This is a genomic window from Enterobacter asburiae (assembly GCF_008080435.1).
Classification (GTDB): domain Bacteria; phylum Pseudomonadota; class Gammaproteobacteria; order Enterobacterales; family Enterobacteriaceae; genus Enterobacter; species Enterobacter asburiae_C.
The window spans coordinates 91,011-107,388 of the sequence record NZ_VRKN01000009.1 but is presented as its reverse complement, the minus strand read 5'-3'; the positions used below and the strand labels follow the sequence as shown (position 1 = coordinate 107,388).

20 protein-coding genes and 1 other annotated feature are annotated in these 16,378 nt (G+C 52.5%); of the genes, 8 read left to right on the top strand and 12 right to left on the bottom strand.

The genetic code is table 11. From position 1 onward, the window contains the following. Window positions 1-42: 42 nt before the first annotated feature. Genes FU672_RS17370 through FU672_RS17350 form a run of 5 tightly spaced genes read right to left on the bottom strand, consistent with a single transcriptional unit; the run spans window position 43 to window position 4,178 of the window. Entirely contained in the window at window positions 43-2,697 is a 2,655-nt protein-coding gene (locus FU672_RS17370) for a toprim domain-containing protein (RefSeq protein WP_148244180.1), read from the bottom strand. A gap of 37 nt (window positions 2,698-2,734) precedes the next feature. After that, window positions 2,735-2,953: a ParE family toxin-like protein gene (locus FU672_RS25580; RefSeq protein ID WP_086626628.1), complete on the bottom strand. Its 219-nt coding sequence runs from the start codon at window positions 2,951-2,953 to the stop codon at window positions 2,735-2,737. Window positions 2,954-2,955: 2 nt separating this feature from the next. Continuing rightward, window positions 2,956-3,525: a 3'-5' exonuclease gene (locus tag FU672_RS17360; RefSeq protein WP_148244179.1), complete on the bottom strand. Its 570-nt coding sequence runs from the start codon at window positions 3,523-3,525 to the stop codon at window positions 2,956-2,958. 9 nt (window positions 3,526-3,534) lie between these two features. Continuing rightward, complete coding sequence (locus tag FU672_RS17355) at window positions 3,535-3,870, bottom strand: hypothetical protein (RefSeq protein ID WP_148244178.1); 336 nt, start codon at window positions 3,868-3,870, stop codon at window positions 3,535-3,537. A 26-nt stretch (window positions 3,871-3,896) separates the two neighbouring features. Then, window positions 3,897-4,178, bottom strand: a complete 282-nt coding sequence (locus tag FU672_RS17350; protein WP_148244177.1) for a Cox family DNA-binding protein — start codon at window positions 4,176-4,178, stop codon at window positions 3,897-3,899. 108 nt (window positions 4,179-4,286) lie between these two features. On the opposite strand from FU672_RS17350, the gene FU672_RS17345 reads away from it, so the two are divergent. The 4 genes from FU672_RS17345 to pheA all read left to right on the top strand — a co-directional run bounded on the left by FU672_RS17345 (window position 4,287) and on the right by pheA (window position 7,138). Continuing rightward, window positions 4,287-4,586 carry a helix-turn-helix domain-containing protein gene (locus FU672_RS17345; RefSeq protein WP_148244176.1) on the top strand — a complete coding sequence of 100 codons (300 nt, stop codon included), beginning with the start codon at window positions 4,287-4,289 and terminating at the stop codon, window positions 4,584-4,586. Between the two features lie 66 nt (window positions 4,587-4,652). Continuing rightward, entirely contained in the window at window positions 4,653-5,651 is a 999-nt protein-coding gene (locus FU672_RS17340; protein WP_187360823.1) for a phage integrase, read from the top strand. A gap of 170 nt (window positions 5,652-5,821) precedes the next feature. After that, window positions 5,822-5,947, top strand: a sequence feature (Phe leader region). Beyond that, on the top strand, window positions 5,823-5,870 hold the full coding sequence (pheL, locus tag FU672_RS17335; protein ID WP_100249759.1) for a pheA operon leader peptide PheL: 48 nt from the start codon (window positions 5,823-5,825) through the stop codon (window positions 5,868-5,870). Its footprint overlaps the feature before it by 48 nt. Before the next feature lie 30 nt (window positions 5,948-5,977). Next, the gene (pheA, locus tag FU672_RS17330) at window positions 5,978-7,138 is read left to right on the top strand and encodes a bifunctional chorismate mutase/prephenate dehydratase (RefSeq protein WP_148244174.1); all 1,161 of its coding nucleotides are present in this window, start codon (window positions 5,978-5,980) and stop codon (window positions 7,136-7,138) included. Here the strand turns inward: pheA and FU672_RS17325 are convergent. Genes FU672_RS17325 through aroF form a run of 3 tightly spaced genes read right to left on the bottom strand, consistent with a single transcriptional unit; the run spans window position 7,135 to window position 10,270 of the window. Beyond that, the gene (locus FU672_RS17325; protein WP_148244173.1) at window positions 7,135-8,007 is read right to left on the bottom strand and encodes an SMP-30/gluconolactonase/LRE family protein; all 873 of its coding nucleotides are present in this window, start codon (window positions 8,005-8,007) and stop codon (window positions 7,135-7,137) included. The genes pheA and FU672_RS17325 overlap by 4 nt on opposite strands. A 60-nt stretch (window positions 8,008-8,067) precedes the next feature. Beyond that, window positions 8,068-9,189 (bottom strand): bifunctional chorismate mutase/prephenate dehydrogenase, encoded by a 1,122-nt coding sequence (tyrA, locus tag FU672_RS17320; RefSeq protein ID WP_148244172.1) that lies wholly within the window; start codon window positions 9,187-9,189, stop codon window positions 8,068-8,070. 10 nt (window positions 9,190-9,199) lie between these two features. After that, window positions 9,200-10,270, bottom strand: coding sequence for a 3-deoxy-7-phosphoheptulonate synthase AroF (aroF, locus tag FU672_RS17315; protein ID WP_126329449.1), 1,071 nt, complete (start codon window positions 10,268-10,270; stop codon window positions 9,200-9,202). Window positions 10,271-10,484: 214 nt separating this feature from the next. On the opposite strand from aroF, the gene FU672_RS17310 reads away from it, so the two are divergent. The 4 genes from FU672_RS17310 (at window position 10,485) to FU672_RS17295 (ending at window position 13,260) form a co-directional block, all read left to right on the top strand. Next, window positions 10,485-10,859: a DUF2799 domain-containing protein gene (locus tag FU672_RS17310; protein ID WP_148244171.1), complete on the top strand. Its 375-nt coding sequence runs from the start codon at window positions 10,485-10,487 to the stop codon at window positions 10,857-10,859. Between the two features lie 138 nt (window positions 10,860-10,997). Then, complete coding sequence (gene yfiR / locus FU672_RS17305) at window positions 10,998-11,549, top strand: regulatory sequestration protein YfiR (RefSeq protein WP_262349026.1); 552 nt, start codon at window positions 10,998-11,000, stop codon at window positions 11,547-11,549. Further along, a complete protein-coding gene (dgcN, locus tag FU672_RS17300; RefSeq protein WP_148244169.1) occupies window positions 11,542-12,762 on the top strand; it encodes a diguanylate cyclase DgcN/YfiN in 1,221 nt (406 codons plus the stop codon). The genes yfiR and dgcN overlap by 8 nt, the downstream gene beginning before the upstream one ends. Window positions 12,763-12,774: 12 nt before the next feature. Further along, a complete protein-coding gene (locus tag FU672_RS17295) occupies window positions 12,775-13,260 on the top strand; it encodes an OmpA family protein (RefSeq protein ID WP_148244168.1) in 486 nt (161 codons plus the stop codon). Between the two features lie 2 nt (window positions 13,261-13,262). On the opposite strand, the gene FU672_RS17290 is transcribed toward FU672_RS17295, so the two are convergent. From FU672_RS17290 to trmD, 4 genes are all read right to left on the bottom strand, one after another. Then, entirely contained in the window at window positions 13,263-14,633 is a 1,371-nt protein-coding gene (locus FU672_RS17290) for a PepSY-associated TM helix domain-containing protein (RefSeq protein ID WP_148244167.1), read from the bottom strand. Window positions 14,634-14,671: 38 nt separating this feature from the next. Further along, entirely contained in the window at window positions 14,672-15,076 is a 405-nt protein-coding gene (locus FU672_RS17285) for a DUF2946 domain-containing protein (protein ID WP_148244166.1), read from the bottom strand. Window positions 15,077-15,207: 131 nt separating this feature from the next. Next, complete coding sequence (gene rplS / locus FU672_RS17280; protein WP_002914145.1) at window positions 15,208-15,555, bottom strand: 50S ribosomal protein L19; 348 nt, start codon at window positions 15,553-15,555, stop codon at window positions 15,208-15,210. A gap of 43 nt (window positions 15,556-15,598) precedes the next feature. After that, on the bottom strand, window positions 15,599-16,366 hold the full coding sequence (trmD, locus tag FU672_RS17275) for a tRNA (guanosine(37)-N1)-methyltransferase TrmD (RefSeq protein ID WP_003863138.1): 768 nt from the start codon (window positions 16,364-16,366) through the stop codon (window positions 15,599-15,601). Window positions 16,367-16,378: the final 12 nt, after the last annotated feature.

The window sequence follows — 16,378 nt, the reverse complement described above, 5'->3', positions numbered from 1 at the left end:
TATGTCACAGTTTTTCAAATGCAAGAGATAAACACAACGCATTTAGTTTCGTTTAAAAATCCAGCACCGGAAGGTTTCCGGCATTCGTTGCATTTCACCTTTGCCGCGGTTGTGACGCTCACTCACCATGCTGCGCGTAGTTTTGGTGTCGATAAAACGGCGCTCATTGCCGTTTTTAAGCAGCTTTTTAATCTCGGTTAACGTAAACGGAATACGCTGCCGGTGTGCAGCGGCAACCTCTTCCAGATGGTTAAAGTTCACCGCAATTTCCCCTTCATCAGAGGAATGGTTAATGCCGTGCGGTGCCAGTTCGTCGAGGTAGTCAAACAGCTCCCAGAACTCCTGCACCAGTGGGTGATCCTTTTTAAGTGCCTGGCAACGTTCCACGGCCAGCGCGGTAATGGCCTCGCGGGTCTTCTCAATACGTTCCACCGGTACCGGCACAACCAGCGCCAGCGCTTCCAGTAAACCGACCAGCTGCGCGTGGTTTTTGGCGACACGAATATGGCGAATATTGGTATTAGTCTCCAGTTCACCACGGGCGCGTTCGTAGCCCCGGCCAAACGCTTCCATGATTTCTTTTTCGCGCATGGTGGCCAGCAGCGTAAAACCGGATACCTGGCTGACAGGTATCTGCTCAAGGCGTTCGGCGGCATAGCGGGTCTGGATGGACTGGCCACGTTTGTCGGTATAGATATGGATAATACGCTCCAGAAACGCCTTGCTGCCGTCCGTGTCGGCATTCTGTGCTATCACTATGCTGCCCCTGAAAGGCGGCTCGTAGGTCTCGTTATTGTTCGATTTGATACCCACGGCACGGGAGGCGCGGCCGTTATACAGTGATTTCAGCTCGTCCCAGTCGAAAGCGCGTTGTTTGGCGTTATCTGTGGTGCGGTCCCCTTCAATCAATACAACCGGCAGATTTCCGACCTGTGCAAAGTTACGGCCGCGCGCGGCAGCGGTCGATTTTGACGGGTCAAACCCTTCATATTCTTCACGGCCGGCGAGCTTCCAGAGAAATTCAATCAGCGTGGATTTACCTGTGCCGGGTTCGCCCACAATTTCAAGGAACGGGAAAGACTTGTCACGCTCGCGGATTTGCTCAGCAAACAGCGACCCCAGCCAGAACGCCAGCGCCACATACCCTTTTTCACCAAATGCCGTCCAGATATCGTCAACCCAACCCGTGGTAAATTCGTTCAGCTTCGGATTCAGATCCAGCGACGGTGTGAGGCTCAGGCTCTTGACGCTGGCGCTGTTGATTTCGAAATAATCCTCGTCATTCATCTCATACAGCCGGCCTTCACACACGGCCACACGGTTAAACAACCAGGCAGCATAATCTTTGTTGTAGCCGATGAAATTCTGCGTCTTAACTTCTTTGATTTCCGGGAGACGCATCTGGATGAACTTATCCAGCTGTTTGGTACTGCCGGTGTATACCGCCCCTTTGGCGATGTGCAGCAATCGCTTTTTGAACTCGGCGGAGCTGGTGAGCTGATTGGCCGTGAAGGTGTCTTTCACGGCTGGCCGGTTAGGCATATTGACCTTCACGTAATACCAGGACTCGTCCGTAGGTTCAGATCGCTGAAAGTAAAGCGGCGTCAGCCAGCAGTTGGCTATTTCGGTCACGCCCCCTGACTCTTTAACCGCCCGTTCTTTGGCTTCCCACTCCATCACCACTTCAGTACCGGTATTGGTGATTCGCTCATAGGCTCGCATGTACCGATCCAGATCCAGCTCAAACCAGTACATGCGGGAGTTATGCTCAAAATAGAACGAATGCCACTCATTATGCTGATGCATGAGCAGCGCTTTCTCCGTTGGGCTTTTCGCCAGCAGAATATCGCCATAGTAGCGATAATTTTTGATGTCCGATTTGCTGAACCGGCCACGTAACAACAGGTCATTCCAGTCCAGATTGGAGGATGACTTCACCGGCTGCGCCGCGCGAACCTTCCAGCCGGCTTCCTCGCTACGTGCAGCAAAGGCCAGAGTGTGTTTAGTGCCGGCTCTGTCACCATCAAACGCCCATATCAGGCGTGGGCGGGGTTTCTCGCCCAGCTCTTTGGCCAGGGTATCCAGCGCCGCCAGTGGGTAATTGTTGCTGCTCAGCGTGGCCACAGCAGGTAAACCCGACTGGCACAGACTCAGCGCGTTGAAAATACCCTCAGTGATCCAGATTTCGTTCACTTCCAGCAGGTTCACGGACGGCGGAACCCACCAGTGACCAACGTAGCTGCCTCTGATGTTCGCTTTCTGCTTACCGAAGCGCTGCGGCTGGTCTATGATGCGCTCCCACGTCGCACCACACGCCAGCTTAAATTTGACTGTTGCCGAACCCATGTTGTCTCTGACGAACGCGCCCTGGGTAAAGCAATCCTTGAGCGGCTCAGTATCGAGCCCCCGCGCCTCTCGCAGATACGCCTCTGCGGCAGCGTGTGGGGTTTCAGGCGTGGCCTGATAGCGCTTTGACCAGTCCTCAAAGATTTCCGGATACTGCTCTTTAACAACCACCTGATGGCCGCAGTTGTTTTCGCGGCCACACTTCAGGATCCAGGGCTTTTCTATGCTGGTGAATAATTCGCGTTTACGGCATTTAGGGCATACGCCCTGCTGCAAATATTTATCCCGTTCCTTGAATTCAAAATCCTGAACGAGCCGGCGCACAACGTCCTGCTGTATTGTGGCATTCATAATTAATCCAGATATAAAAAGGTGTTAAAGGCAAAAACTATATTCGGTATTGTTTGTTATATCGTTCATGCGTCATTAACTCCCAGTGCCGCCCCTTATCTTTGCTCAGCAATCGCCAGCGATAAGAGACATGCACAGAAAAATAATGATGCGGTTTTATGACCTGATATACCTTTTTGCCATTGTAATATTCTGACAGCACTGAAAATGCCTTGTTAATGACACTTTCACTTGCATGAGAGGTCACTGTAATCATCGTTATTTCACACTGGCTATTTTTACGAGATACATCCAGACGTAAGAAACAATTTTAGCCTGATGAATGGCATCATATAAGGCGTGATGTTTTACACCCTGAAACTGGATAATGTTATGGACGTTCAGCCCAAGATTTTTGGACAGCTCCACAATTGTTCTGACATCCCTGTCATTCCAGAAGAACCACAATGGTTCACTAAATCCGCATTTTTCTGCCGCATTGCGGAGGATAACATTGTCGAACGCTGCGCCATTGCCCCACACCTGCACTTTAGACGGGTCGGAGTGCTCCGTCACAAATGCTTCGAGATTCGCTAATGACAACGATAAATCCAGGCAATCTTCATTCAGAATTTCGTTGCGCGCCGCTTCGTCCTGACGCATCCACCAACGCACCGTACTAGCCCCCATGGTCAGGCCATGCTCTACGCAACTGTCCAGACTTACGCGCTGGTAAAACTGCTCGCCCATTTCCCCAGTTTCCGGATTGAAAAAGACAGCACCAATAGAGGTAATAGCCGCAGTTGGTTTATTATCCATAGTTTCAAGGTCAATCATTAAATGTTTCATATCGGTTCCTTAACGTGGGGTGGCTGCCACAGGTTTAAGATGCGAGTTATTACTTTTCAATGCGGAAGTCGCCAGCGACATAAGCCCGGAAATATTATTTTCAGTTGGTATATTCCCACCAAACACCATAAGTGTGATTTTGTGAAGTTCTTCAAAATCATCACTATCATTATTAAAACGAGCAGTAGATGTTATTCCCTCAAGGCATTTCGCCAGTTGAATATTCAATTCCATTAACTGTAATCCGTCGCTGTGGACAGAGAACGTTTCTTTATCTATGGCTTTTGCCTGAGCATGATAATTTTGCAGCAAACTACGAATGAGAGTGGCGTATTTAGTTTTCATGATAAGACCCAATCATATTTATTTTACTAACGAGCACTTTTATCGGCCGTGAATAAACGATTCTTCCAGTCATGCCATTCAGGTGGGGCAATCTGAGCTAAATGCGCTGCATATGCATCCCATTCCCCCCGATGAATATAAATTTCCCCACCTTTTTTTGATGGGTTCAGAGGGTCTTTCATGCGTATCACTGGCAATTTACCAGCCATGGCCATTTTGCGAATTGCTGCAGGTGTTTTGCCTATATAAGCAGCAAAAAGCTCTGGCGTTACCAGGTCTGAAAGCGCGTTTTCTGCTGGCTCCTTCATCTGTGGTATCCTCCGTTAGTTTGGGTTCCTAGGGCGCTTTAGGGCGTACTAGGGTTTTCATTTCAAGGTTCTTTCTCAAGAACCAATCATAGTTGCGACACAAGAACCATGTCAAGAAATTATGCGGATAAACTCCGGACGATTAGGAAAGCAGAGGGGCTGACTCAGAAAGCTTTTGCAGAGCTTACTGGTGTTGCCCTCGGGACGATTAAAAAATATGAAACTGGCCATCAGCCAGCACGAGCAGAAGTTTTAGAAAGTGTTATTGAGGTACCAATGTTTGAAAAATACACACTCTGGTTAATGACAGATAAAACTGCACCAATCGCGGGGCAGGTATCCCCGTCTCTCTCCCCTGATGGGCACGACAACACAACATCACCCCGCTCCGTCCAGAAAACTGGTTAAACATCTGTTTTTTCTATGCGTTAGCGCAAAATTTACATAATGATTCATACATCGGAGGGCTTCGCTATGTCGATTAAGAAGCTTGATGATGGTCGTTTTGAAGTGGACGTTAGACCGCGCGGAACCTCAGGAAGAAGGATCCGACGCAAATTTGACAGGAAGGCCGAAGCGCAGGCGTACGAGCGGTACGTACTGACAAACTTTCACGATAAAGAATGGCAGGACAAACCTGCGGACAGAAGACTTGTTTCAGAGTTGATTTCGTTATGGTGGAGCTACCACGGGAAGAACCACAATTACGGCGATTCATACAGAAAACGCCTGGAGAAAATCAATCGTGAAATGGGTGAACCGCGTGTGTACGAGCTGACCCGCAACTTTTTGATGAAGTATCGCGCTGACAGGTTACATAGCGGAGTATCAGCAGGAACGGTTAACCGAGATTTCTGCGTTATATCCAGCATGTTTACACTCCTGATTGATATGGAAGAGTTCCATCACGATAACCCCTTCCATAACGTACGCAAGTTACGGCTGGAAAATACAGAAATGGCCTTTCTGTCAGAAGAGGAAACACAAGTGCTTCTGAGTTCCAGTGAACTCACGGATGATGATCGCCGTGTTGTCGTTCTTAGCCTCAACACAGGGGCAAGGTGGGGGGAGGCCAGCAAGCTGGATGGCAGGAATGTGATCAAGAACAGGGTTAATTTTGTGAAGACAAAAACCGGACCAGCCCGCACCGTTCCGATATCTCAGGAAGTTGCCGATTACATTCTGACGAGAAAATCCGGGAGGCTGTTCGATACAAGTTATGATCGCGTACGCAAGGTATTGCGCAAAATTAAACCTGACCTCCCAAAAGGTCAGGCAGTTCATGTTTTCCGCCACACTTTTGCGACCCACTTCATGATTAATGGCGGCAACATAATCACGCTGCAAAGGATTTTGGGGCATACGAAAATTGAACAAACAATGGTGTATGCGCACTTTGCACCCGACTATTTGACCGATGCCATACGCTTTAACCCTATGCGTGGGCGCGTCCACATAATGTCCACCGACTAGGTCATTTTAGGGTGTATTAGGCACAATAAGGCGCTCGTAACGTATTGATCCTACGTTGAGCGCCTTATCTGACAGCCCCTTTTAACGCACCTTCGGGCGCGTTTTTTGTTTTTTATTGACAGGGTGAAAACAGTACGGGTACTTTAACGGTATCAATCACAGGATGACTTTATGAAACTCACGCCGTTCTTCTTCGCATTCTTTTTTACCTTCCCCTGACTGGGAGGCGTTTCGTCGTGTGATAAAGAATGCGAAGACGAACAACAAGGCCTCCCACACCGGGGGGCCTTTTTTATTGATAACGATAAAATGAGACAGGCAACACTATGACACCGGAAAACCCGTTACTGGATCTGCGCGTAAAAATCAGCGCGCTGGACGAGAAATTACTGGCGCTGCTGGCCGAACGCCGCGCCCTTGCCGTTGAAGTGGGCAAAGCCAAGCTGGATTCCCATCGCCCGGTACGTGATATCGACCGCGAGCGCGATCTGCTGGAGCGTCTGATCCAGCTCGGGAAAGCGCATCATCTTGATGCCCACTACATCACCCGGTTGTTCCAGCTTATCATCGAAGATTCCGTTCTCACCCAGCAAGCATTACTCCAGCAGCATCTGAACAAAACCAATCCGCACTCTGCGCGTATCGCCTTCCTCGGTCCGAAGGGCTCTTATTCTCACCTGGCCGCACGTCAGTATGCCGCACGCCATTTCGAAGAATTTATCGAGAGCGGCTGTGCGAAGTTTGCCGACATTTTTAATCAGGTTGAGACCGGCCAGGCGGATTACGCCGTCGTGCCTATTGAGAACACCAGTTCCGGCGCCATCAACGACGTCTACGATTTGCTGCAGCATACCAGCCTATCGCTGGTTGGCGAACTGACGATCCCTATCGATCACTGCGTGCTGGTCTCCGGCTCAACCGACCTGAGCACGATCGAAACGGTCTACAGTCATCCGCAGCCGTTCCAGCAGTGCAGCCAGTTCCTGAACCGCTATCCGAACTGGAAAATTGAGTACACCGAAAGCACCTCGGCGGCGATGGAAAAAGTGGCGCAGGCTAACTCCTCAACCGTCGCTGCACTCGGCAGCGAAGCGGGCGGCGCGCTGTATGGTTTACAGGTGCTGGAACGCAACCTGGCGAACCAGACGCAAAATATCACCCGCTTCGTGGTGCTGGCCCGCAAGGCAATCAATGTGTCAGACCAGGTGCCAGCCAAAACCACGCTGCTGATGGCCACCGGCCAACAGGCTGGCGCGCTGGTTGAAGCCCTGCTGGTGCTGCGTAACCACAACCTGATCATGACCAGGCTGGAATCACGCCCAATCCACGGTAACCCGTGGGAAGAGATGTTCTACCTCGATATCCAGGCCAACCTCGAGTCTGCTTCCATGCAGAAAGCCCTGCGTGAACTGGGCGAGATCACGCGTTCCATGAAAGTACTGGGCTGCTATCCAAGCGAAAACGTCGTCCCGGTCGATCCGATCTAACGTTCGATAAAGCGGCTTTTCTTCATCCCTGCCACGCTCACCGGCAGGGTGAAGATGGCGCCGGAGAGGGGATACTTCGCCACCTCCTCCGCATCCATATTTTCCCGCGTGGTGGTAATAAACAGCGTTTTCATGTCATCGCCGCCAAAACAGACCATCGTCGGACAACGTACCGGCATGCGGTATTCTTCCAGTTGCTCTCCTTGCGGAGAAAAACGCGCAATACGCCAGCCGTCAAACAGCGCGCTCCAGTAGCAGCCTTCCACATCCATCGCCGCGCCGTCCGGTATCCCTTCGCCCTCTTTAAACTGACGAAAGACCTCACGCCTGCCGGGTTCGCCCTGTTCATCAAGCGGCGTACGGTAAATAACGCCGTTTGGCGTGTCTGAGGTAAACATCCACTGCTTATCCGGACTAAACGCTAAACCATTGTGCCCGTGAATATCACACTGGATCACTCTCGGCTCCAGGGTGTTGTCGATGCGCATCAGCAGGGCACCGTTGTAATCTCCCGGCCCCCAAAACGTGCCCGCGTAGAACCGCCCCAGAGAATCGGTGCCGCCATCATTAAAACGTGCAAGCTGCGGGTTAGAGGGGTTATCGCACACCTTGCGCTGCAGGAGGCCATGCTTATCGGTAAGCCAGATACCATTACGCATGGCGACGATAAATCCGCCGCGCTCGCGCAGCGCGAAACAGCCCACCTCCTCATGAAAAGAGAGCACGGTGTGTTCTGCCGTTGGCAGATGGTAGCGGTGGATCTCCCCTTCCAGAATATCGGCCCAGTAGAGCGCATGCTCTTCTGCACTCCATGTCGGGCATTCAGGCAGATGCCCGGTGTAATTCAACAGCAGCTGCGGTTCGGCCATGACAGTTCCCCAAAATAAAAAAAGCCAGCATTGCTGGCTTTCAGTATATACATCATCGCATTACTGGCGACTGTCATTTGCCTGGCGCAACAGCGTCCGGCTCTCGCTCTGGAAACGCTGCGCGTAATCGCCAAACCAGTGCTCGACCTTGCGGAAGCTGTCGATAAACGCCTGCTTGTCTCCGTGCTCCAGCAGCGTAATGGCTTCACCAAAGCGCTGATAGTAACGCTTGATGAGCGCCAGGTTGTTCTCGGAGGACATAATAATGTCCGCGTAAAGCTGCGGATCCTGAGCAAACAGTCGCCCGACCATCGCCAGCTCCAGACGATAAATAGGTGAAGAGAGTGCCAGCAGCTGTTCAAGCTGCACGTTCTCTTCCGCCAGATGCAGACCGTAGGCAAACGTCGCAAAGTGGCGCAGCGCCTGAATGAACGCCATGTTCTGATCGTGCTCGACCGCGCTGATACGGTGCAGCCGCGCGCCCCAGACCTGAATCTGTTCCAGGAACCACTGATAGGCTTCCGGCTGGCGACCGTCGCAGTAAACCACCACCTGCTTAGCCAGGCTGCCGCTGTCCGGGCCAAACATCGGGTGCAGACCCAGCACCGGGCCCGTATGTGCTGCCAGCATTGCCTGCAGCGGACCATTTTTGACGGAGGCCAGATCCACCAGGATACAATCTTTCGGTAAAGGAGGAAGCTTTCCGATGATCTGCTCCGTCACGTGGATCGGCACGCTGACGATAACCATCCCGGCATCTTTCATGAGTTCCGGAGCATGCGCCCAGCCCTCTTTTTCCAGAATGCGCACCTGATAGCCAGACAGCGTCAGCATTTTTTCAAACAGACGCCCCATCTGTCCTGCACCACCGACAATCACCACCGGACGCAACGACGGACAAAGGGTTTTGAAGCCCTTGTCGTTTTCGCTGGAATAGGATTCCCGCATCACGCGACGCAGAACATCTTCAATCAAATCCGGTGAAACGCCCAGCGCCTGCGCCTCTTTACGACGGGAGGCCAGCATTGAGGCTTCGCGCTCCGGGACGTAAATCGGCAGGCCGTATTTGCTTTTCACCTCACCCACTTCGGCAACCAGCGCCATGCGGCGCGCCAGCAGATCCAGCAGCGCCTTATCCACTTCATCAATTTGATCGCGCAGTGCGGTCAATTCAGCAACCATAACTAACCTCTTAAGCCAGACGCGTCGCCAGCTGGCCGTTCAAATCTTTGTGGATCTCACGCAGCAGCGCATCGGTCGTCTCCCAGTTGATGCAGGCATCCGTCACGGAGACGCCGTGCTTCATTGCACTGCGCGGTTGTTCAGATGATTGATTGCCTTCATGAATATTGCTCTCAATCATCAAACCGATAATCGAACGGTTGCCATCTTTGATCTGTGCGACCACGGACTCCGCAACCGCAGGCTGGCGACGGTAATCTTTATTCGAATTACCATGACTGCAATCTACCATCAGTGCCGGGCGCAGTCCCGCCTGCTCCATCTCTTTTTCACACTGCGCCACGTCCGCCGGGCTGTAGTTAGGTGCTTTCCCGCCGCGCAGGATCACATGGCCGTCCGGGTTGCCCTGCGTTTGCAGGAGACATACCTGGCCTGCCTGATTGATACCGACGAAACGGTGCGGCATGGCGGCAGCGCGCATGGCGTTGATCGCCGTCGCCAGGCTGCCATCGGTACCGTTTTTAAAGCCAACCGGCATCGACAGACCCGACGCCATCTCGCGGTGGGTTTGCGATTCCGTGGTACGCGCACCAATCGCGGACCAGCTGAACAGATCGCCCAGGTACTGCGGGCTGTTCGGATCCAGCGCTTCGGTTGCCAGCGGCAGCCCCATGCTGACCAACTCGACCAGCAGGCGACGCGCAATCTTCAGGCCTGCTTCCACATCAAACGAGCCATCCATGTGCGGATCGTTAATCAACCCTTTCCAGCCGACGGTAGTACGTGGCTTCTCAAAATAGACGCGCATCACCAGATAGAGGCTATCGCTGACCTCCTCCGCTAATGCTTTAAATCGACGAGCATACTCAATGGCGGTTTCAGGATCGTGAATGGAGCAAGGACCGCATACCACCAGCAGGCGCGGATCGCGGCCGGCGATAATGTCAGAAATGGTCTGGCGCGAGTGCTCGATCTGAGCCTCCTGCGCGACGCTCAGCGGAAATTCCGCTTTCAGTTGATCCGGAGTGATTAAAACCTGTTCGTCAGTGATATGTACGTTGTTCAGCGCGTCTTTTTGCATGATGGCGATCCTGTAAAGCTCGTTTGCGATAGTTGTTTTCCTCAATGAGGTGAAACCACGATACCATAAAAAGTAAACATTTCAATCCAAAATACGTACACATTAGTTTACACAAGCCAATTTATTGCAAAAATAAGCCGGTAAAAACGTAAACTTTAAATTACAGACAGATTTTCTTTAGCCAGGCTATGCTGAAGAAAAAAGGAGAATGGCTATGCGTTCAATTGCTCTCGCGCTGTTGTCGCTGTTTTTAACGGGCTGTCAGATCAATCCTTACACCTTCCAGCCCGACTGGACCAGCCCATCCTGGTTTGATGCAGGTAAAGAAGACGCCATGAATGGCCTGCCGGTTAAAGATAACCAGGCCCTGGCCGATAGTTTTAACGACACACATGTTGATCGTAGTGAATATCTTCGCGGCTATGCCGATGGTCAGAAGAAAGTCTGCGAAGAAGGGTTTATTCATGCCTGGGGATTAGCCGGTAAATCTTTCCCTGCCAGTTGCGATACTGTCGAAAACGCGGCAAAACTGCGTGCGTCATGGCAGAAAGGGATGGATGAAAGTATGCGTTCCAGCAGACTGAATTAAGGCTATTTTTATCCACCAGAAAATAAACAACAGTAGGATTTAGCTTAGGTTGGCCTCAGGCTATTTCTGACATAATGACGGCTCTGATAAACAATGGTATTCTGCCCGCAACTCTTAAGGACATCTATTTCCGGAGCGATGTGGCGGATTCTGGTGAGAAATTTATTCTTGATCTCTTTTTTCCGACTCACTCTGGTGTTAATGCTGTTCCTTATGGTGGGCCCTGCGTCGGCAGGCACGCTTACGGAAACGGATAAATCGGTACGCTCGATTGTCTCAGGCATTGTGAGCTATACGCGATGGCCGTCACTTACTGGCCAGCCTAAACTCTGCGTCTACGCCACTTCTCACTATACGCACGCCCTCAGCGGCGATGAGGGGCATAGCGAGTTACCCTATACTCCCGTTATTGTACGTAACGATCAGGAAGCCCTGGCAGCGACGTGCGATGCGATTTATTTCGGGTCTGAATCACCGGCAAAACAACTTGAATTAATAAGTCAATATCAGGGCAGAGCATTGCTATTAATCTCAGAGCAAAATCCGGAATGTGTAATTGGCAGTGCCTTTTGCCTGATAATCGATCGCGGCCAGGTACGGTTCTCCGTCAACCTGGATGCACTGACGCGCAGTGGCGTAAGAGTCAATCCGGATGTATTAATGCTTGCACGGAATAAGCAGCATGGATAAAGATCTCACTTCAACGCCGCGTCCGACGTTTAAAAGAACATTGAGGCGAAACAGCATGATAAGCGTCATCATCACGATGACATTAATATGGCTGTTGCTCTGTTTTGCTTCCGTCGTAACCTTAAAACAATACGCGCAAAAGAATCTCGAATTAACCGGCGCCACTATGAGCCACAGCCTGGAAGCCTCGCTGGTGTTCAACGACTCGCTGGCGGCCAACGAAACGCTTGCAGCCCTGGGCAAACAGGGCCAGTTTGCCCAGGCCGAGGTTATCAACGCGCATAAAAAGCGGTTTGCCTACTGGTCCTGGAACCCGGAGGATAACAACGACACGCTGGGCGCATTGGTCAGCCGCTGGCTTTTCCCCGTACCGGTTGCGCAGCCCATCATGCATAACGGCGCGATGATCGGTGAAATTCGCCTTACCGCGCGTGACAGCCTGATCAGCCATTTCATCTGGATGTCGTTTGCCGTTCTGACCGGCTGCATTCTTTTTGCTACCGCCGTCGCGCTCACCATTACCCAGTCTTTGCATCACGGGATGGTCACGGCCCTGCAAAACATTACCGACGTCGTGCATGACGTTCGCACTAACCGCAACTTCTCCCGTCGGGTGAAAGACGGGCGTATCGAAGAATTTCACCAGTTTGGTGAAGACTTCAACAGCCTTCTGGATGAGATGGAGGAGTGGCAACTGAAGCTCCAGGCGAAAAACGCCCAGCTGTTGCGTACCGCCATGCACGACCCGCTCACCGGTCTTGCCAACCGCGCAGCGTTTCGTAACAGCATTGCGGCCTTAATGAACGACCCTTCTGCCAAAACGAACTCGGCCCTGCTCTTCCTCGACGGTGATAATTTTAAGTTCATTAACGACACCTGGGGACACGCGGCAGGAGACTGCGTGCTGATTGAAGTCGCCAGCAGAATGATGGAGTTTGGCGACAAACGTCACCAGGCATACCGGCTTGGCGGTGACGAATTCGCCATGGTGCTGTACGGCGTGCACTCTGAGCTTGAGGTTCAACACATTTGTGCTGCACTTTCGCAGCAGTTTATCCGTCCGTTTGATCTTCATAACGGACAAAAAGCATCAATGTCACTCAGCATTGGCTTTGCTCTGGCGTGGGAAAATGCTTCCGTGGAAGCATTACTGGAGAGGGCTGACCGCAACATGTACCAGGTTAAAAACCAGCGTACGAAAACAATAAGTTAGAAAGGATACACTATGTTAAAACGTTACTTCGCGCCGATAGTACTGGCCTCAATGGTTCTGGCAGGCTGTCAGTCGCCGCCGGAAGGCAAATTCACTCCTGAGCAAATTACGGCGATGAAGTCTTATGGTTTTAACGAACTGAACGGTGACTGGTCACTTGGTATGTCGGACGCTATCCTGTTTGATAAAAATGACGCCAGACTGCGCCCGGAAAGTGAAACGCAGATCCAATCCATGGCCTCTCGCCTGGCGGAAACCGGCCTGAACCACGCGAGAATGGACGGTCACACGGATAATTACGGTGAAGAAAGCTACAACGAAGCGCTGTCGTTAAAACGCGCCAATGCCGTGGCCGATGCCTGGGCTAAGGGCGCAAATATCCCGCGCAGCAATCTCACCACGCAGGGATTAGGTCAAAAATACCCAGTTGCGAGCAACAGTACCCCACAAGGGCGCACTGAAAACCGCCGCGTCGCAGTGGTTATCAGCACGCCATAGGGTTATTTAGCGGATGATTCGGCGAGCGTCACCCTGGTTGCCGCTCGCCAGCGCAGCCAGTCCACCAGAACAAGCAGCGCCAGACTCACGCCCATGACCGGCAAGGCCAGCCCCAGCAGTACGCTGATTATCACCGTAACCCCTCTTCCCCATCCTGACAGCGCCAGCCAGCTCTGACAAAGCGTCTGCACTGGATCCACGACCGATTGCGCCGGACGACGCATCCACCACATCCGGTACCCCCAGATGATCAGCACGCACAGGGCAAGGCCGAACGCAACAAGCAGCAGCTGATTCACCAGCCCGAATAAGATCCCCATATGGAAATCCACGCCCCAGCGAGTCAGCTTTGCCATTAACGGGAAATCCTCGAATTGGGTTCTGTCCAGGACCTGCATCGTAGTAGGATCAACCGCAACGGCATCGACCTGGGTCGGCCAGCTGCGATCGATTTCCGTCACGGTCCAGGCACGATCCGCCGTTTTCGCCGGGCGGATCTCCAGTTTGTTGGCATCAATCCCTGCTTTACGGGCAGCGCTTAATACCCCGTCAAACAGCGTCAAATCCATCGCCATTTCCGGCATCCCCATTCCACCGTGATGGCCATAGTGTTCGGCATGTTCATCCACGATCTCATGTTGGCCGGAAAGCGTCGTGTTCACCTGCGGGGTTAGCCAGTTCATCTCTGCCCGCAGCTTATCAACGTTCCCCCCTGCCCACTGGGACCATGTCAGGCCGGTTGCTGAGAACAACAGCATTCCGCCCAGCAGACTCCAGCCCAACGTCACGTGCAGGCGACGCCGATTCTGGAAACGATTATTGATCCGCCGTTTGGGTCGGGTATAAAACCACAGGGCAATACCGCCCAGCGCGGCAACCCACATCCAGGAGGCCGCAAGCTCGCTGTAGAGTCGCCCGACGTCACCCAACATCAGAGACGTATGCAGGTAATCAATGGTCTGACGCAGCGGTAATATCCCGCTGGTGCCGTATACCGTCATATCCCCCAGCACCGCCAGGCTTACCGGATCAATAAAGATAGCCCGGTTCTCCGATGGCCCAAGCGACGGGTCAGCAAACATCACGCGGGTGGTTTCGCCTTCAGCCAGTCCGGGACGCACGGCGTGCAAACGCACATCTGATCCAACGGTTTTTTCCGCCACGGCAATTTGTTCCGCCAGCGGCTGCGGCTCGCCCACGGAACTCGTGTGTAGCACGTGCCGGTAGAGCGCATTCTCCAGCTGCGGGGTCGCCACATACAGCGTACCGGTCAGCGCGGCGAAGAAGATAAACGGGCCGACAAACAGCCCCACGTAGAAATGGAGACGACGCAGCAGGTTTCCCCATGCCGCGCGCGGAGTGCAGGTAGTCATACTTTTCCTTTTTAAGGCAGTAAGTTATCGATTTATTTTTAAAGGGAAAAAGCAGACTGCCGCGGCGGCGCGCGGGTATCAGGGTAAAGCCAGGGGAAAAAGTGCCAGTAGCTGACCGCCTGGCGCGGCGACTTAACGCGAAGCCTCTGCACCACCACGCTGAGCAGGACGATCAGCGCCAGCATCACGCCAGGGACATGCGCTAACAGCACGCAGTAGCCGCAGGCTTCCGCATGGTCGACAGGTATGGAATGTGGCATATCGCCATGATGCTCGTCCATCGACATCATGCTCATATCATGATGCATGCCCGGCATGGCGCTCATGGGATCTTTCTGCAACGAGACGGAGATCAGCGGCGCCACCACGATCAGCAGGATCGCAAACAGTGCGGTCAATGCCGCTGCGCGTTTCCAGTTGTGCTGATGCAGTACGTTATCCACTTCCCCTCCACTCAGGAGGCCGTATTGTAAATGATTTATGACAGAAGGGTTAACGCGAGAGGTGCAATGGGATAAAAAAAGGGCCAGCCTTTCGGCCAGCCCTTTCTAACAGGATGTCGCTTAAGCGAATCTTAGTTCAGACGCTCTTTAATACGAGCAGACTTACCAGTACGCTCACGCAGGTAGTACAGTTTAGCTTTACGTACAGCGCCACGACGTTTAACAGCAATGCTGTCAACTACCGGAGAGTGAGTCTGGAAGACACGCTCAACGCCTTCGCCGTTGGAAATTTTACGAACAGTGAATGCAGAGTGCAGACCGCGGTTACGAATAGCGATAACCACGCCCTCGAATGCCTGCAGACGTTTTTTGGAACCTTCAACAACCCATACTTTCACTTCCACGGTGTCACCTGGACGGAAGGAAGGTACGTCCTGCTTCATCTGCTCTTGTTCAAGTTGCTTAATAATGTTGCTCATAATTTAATCTCTTATCCTGGGTAAACTGATATTCGGGAGCGTATTACGCCTTCCCATCATGTTCATGCTGCTGGTGCGCGTGTTCAGTTTTGAACTCGGCCAGCAACTTTGCTTGCTCTTCAGTCAGAGCCAGGTTTTCCAGAAGTTCAGGTCTTCTAAGCCAGGTTCGGCCCAGCGACTGCTTCAAACGCCAGCGACGTATCTCGGCATGGTTTCCAGACAGTAACACCGCCGGTACTTCCATCCCTTCTAACACTTCAGGACGAGTATAGTGTGGACAGTCCAGCAACCCGTCGGCAAAGGAATCTTCCGTTGCCGAAGCTTCATGGCCCAGAACCCCCGGAATGAACCGGGCGACGGAGTCAATCAGCGTCATTGCGGGTAACTCACCACCGCTGAGAACGTAATCGCCGATAGACCATTCTTCGTCAATCTCGGTTTGAATTACGCGCTCATCTATCCCTTCGTAGCGCCCACAGACCAGAATCAGTTTTTGATTCGTCGCCAGTTCGCTCACGCCCGCTTGATCAAGCTTGCGTCCCTGAGGTGACAGATAAATCACCTTTGCGCCTTCACCTGCCGCGGCTTTTGCTGTGTGAATGGCGTCCCGTAAGGGTTGCACCATCATTAGCATCCCCGGTCCGCCGCCGTAAGGACGATCGTCCACGGTACGGTGCCGGTCATGAGTAAAGTCACGAGGACTCCAGCTCTGGATGCTCAGCAGGCCATTCTTTACTGCCCGGCCAGTTACCCCGTAATCGGTAATCGCGCGGAACATTTCAGGAAACAGGCTAATTATGCCAATCCACATAGCGCCGTCTTT

Excerpts from the sequence above, each read along its gene's own strand:
- FU672_RS17310 (WP_148244171.1), top strand. The coding sequence starts at position 10,485 with ATGCGTTCAATTGCTCTCGCGCTGTTGTCGCTGTTTTTAACGGGCTGT.
- FU672_RS17360 (WP_148244179.1), bottom strand. The coding sequence starts at position 3,525 with ATGAAACATTTAATGATTGACCTTGAAACTATGGATAATAAACCAACT.
- tyrA (WP_148244172.1), bottom strand. The coding sequence starts at position 9,189 with ATGGTTGCTGAATTGACCGCACTGCGCGATCAAATTGATGAAGTGGAT.
- aroF (WP_126329449.1), bottom strand. The coding sequence starts at position 10,270 with ATGCAAAAAGACGCGCTGAACAACGTACATATCACTGACGAACAGGTT.
- dgcN (WP_148244169.1), top strand. The coding sequence starts at position 11,542 with ATGGATAAAGATCTCACTTCAACGCCGCGTCCGACGTTTAAAAGAACA.
- FU672_RS17345 (WP_148244176.1), top strand. The coding sequence starts at position 4,287 with ATGTCAAGAAATTATGCGGATAAACTCCGGACGATTAGGAAAGCAGAG.
- FU672_RS17295 (WP_148244168.1), top strand. The coding sequence starts at position 12,775 with ATGTTAAAACGTTACTTCGCGCCGATAGTACTGGCCTCAATGGTTCTG.
- rplS (WP_002914145.1), bottom strand. The coding sequence starts at position 15,555 with ATGAGCAACATTATTAAGCAACTTGAACAAGAGCAGATGAAGCAGGAC.
- FU672_RS17340 (WP_187360823.1), top strand. The coding sequence starts at position 4,653 with ATGTCGATTAAGAAGCTTGATGATGGTCGTTTTGAAGTGGACGTTAGA.
- trmD (WP_003863138.1), bottom strand. The coding sequence starts at position 16,366 with ATGTGGATTGGCATAATTAGCCTGTTTCCTGAAATGTTCCGCGCGATT.
- pheA (WP_148244174.1), top strand. The coding sequence starts at position 5,978 with ATGACACCGGAAAACCCGTTACTGGATCTGCGCGTAAAAATCAGCGCG.
- FU672_RS17355 (WP_148244178.1), bottom strand. The coding sequence starts at position 3,870 with ATGAAAACTAAATACGCCACTCTCATTCGTAGTTTGCTGCAAAATTAT.
- FU672_RS17290 (WP_148244167.1), bottom strand. The coding sequence starts at position 14,633 with ATGACTACCTGCACTCCGCGCGCGGCATGGGGAAACCTGCTGCGTCGT.
- FU672_RS17325 (WP_148244173.1), bottom strand. The coding sequence starts at position 8,007 with ATGGCCGAACCGCAGCTGCTGTTGAATTACACCGGGCATCTGCCTGAA.
- FU672_RS17370 (WP_148244180.1), bottom strand. The coding sequence starts at position 2,697 with ATGAATGCCACAATACAGCAGGACGTTGTGCGCCGGCTCGTTCAGGAT.
- FU672_RS17350 (WP_148244177.1), bottom strand. The coding sequence starts at position 4,178 with ATGAAGGAGCCAGCAGAAAACGCGCTTTCAGACCTGGTAACGCCAGAG.
- yfiR (WP_262349026.1), top strand. The coding sequence starts at position 10,998 with ATGTGGCGGATTCTGGTGAGAAATTTATTCTTGATCTCTTTTTTCCGA.
- FU672_RS25580 (WP_086626628.1), bottom strand. The coding sequence starts at position 2,953 with ATGATTACAGTGACCTCTCATGCAAGTGAAAGTGTCATTAACAAGGCA.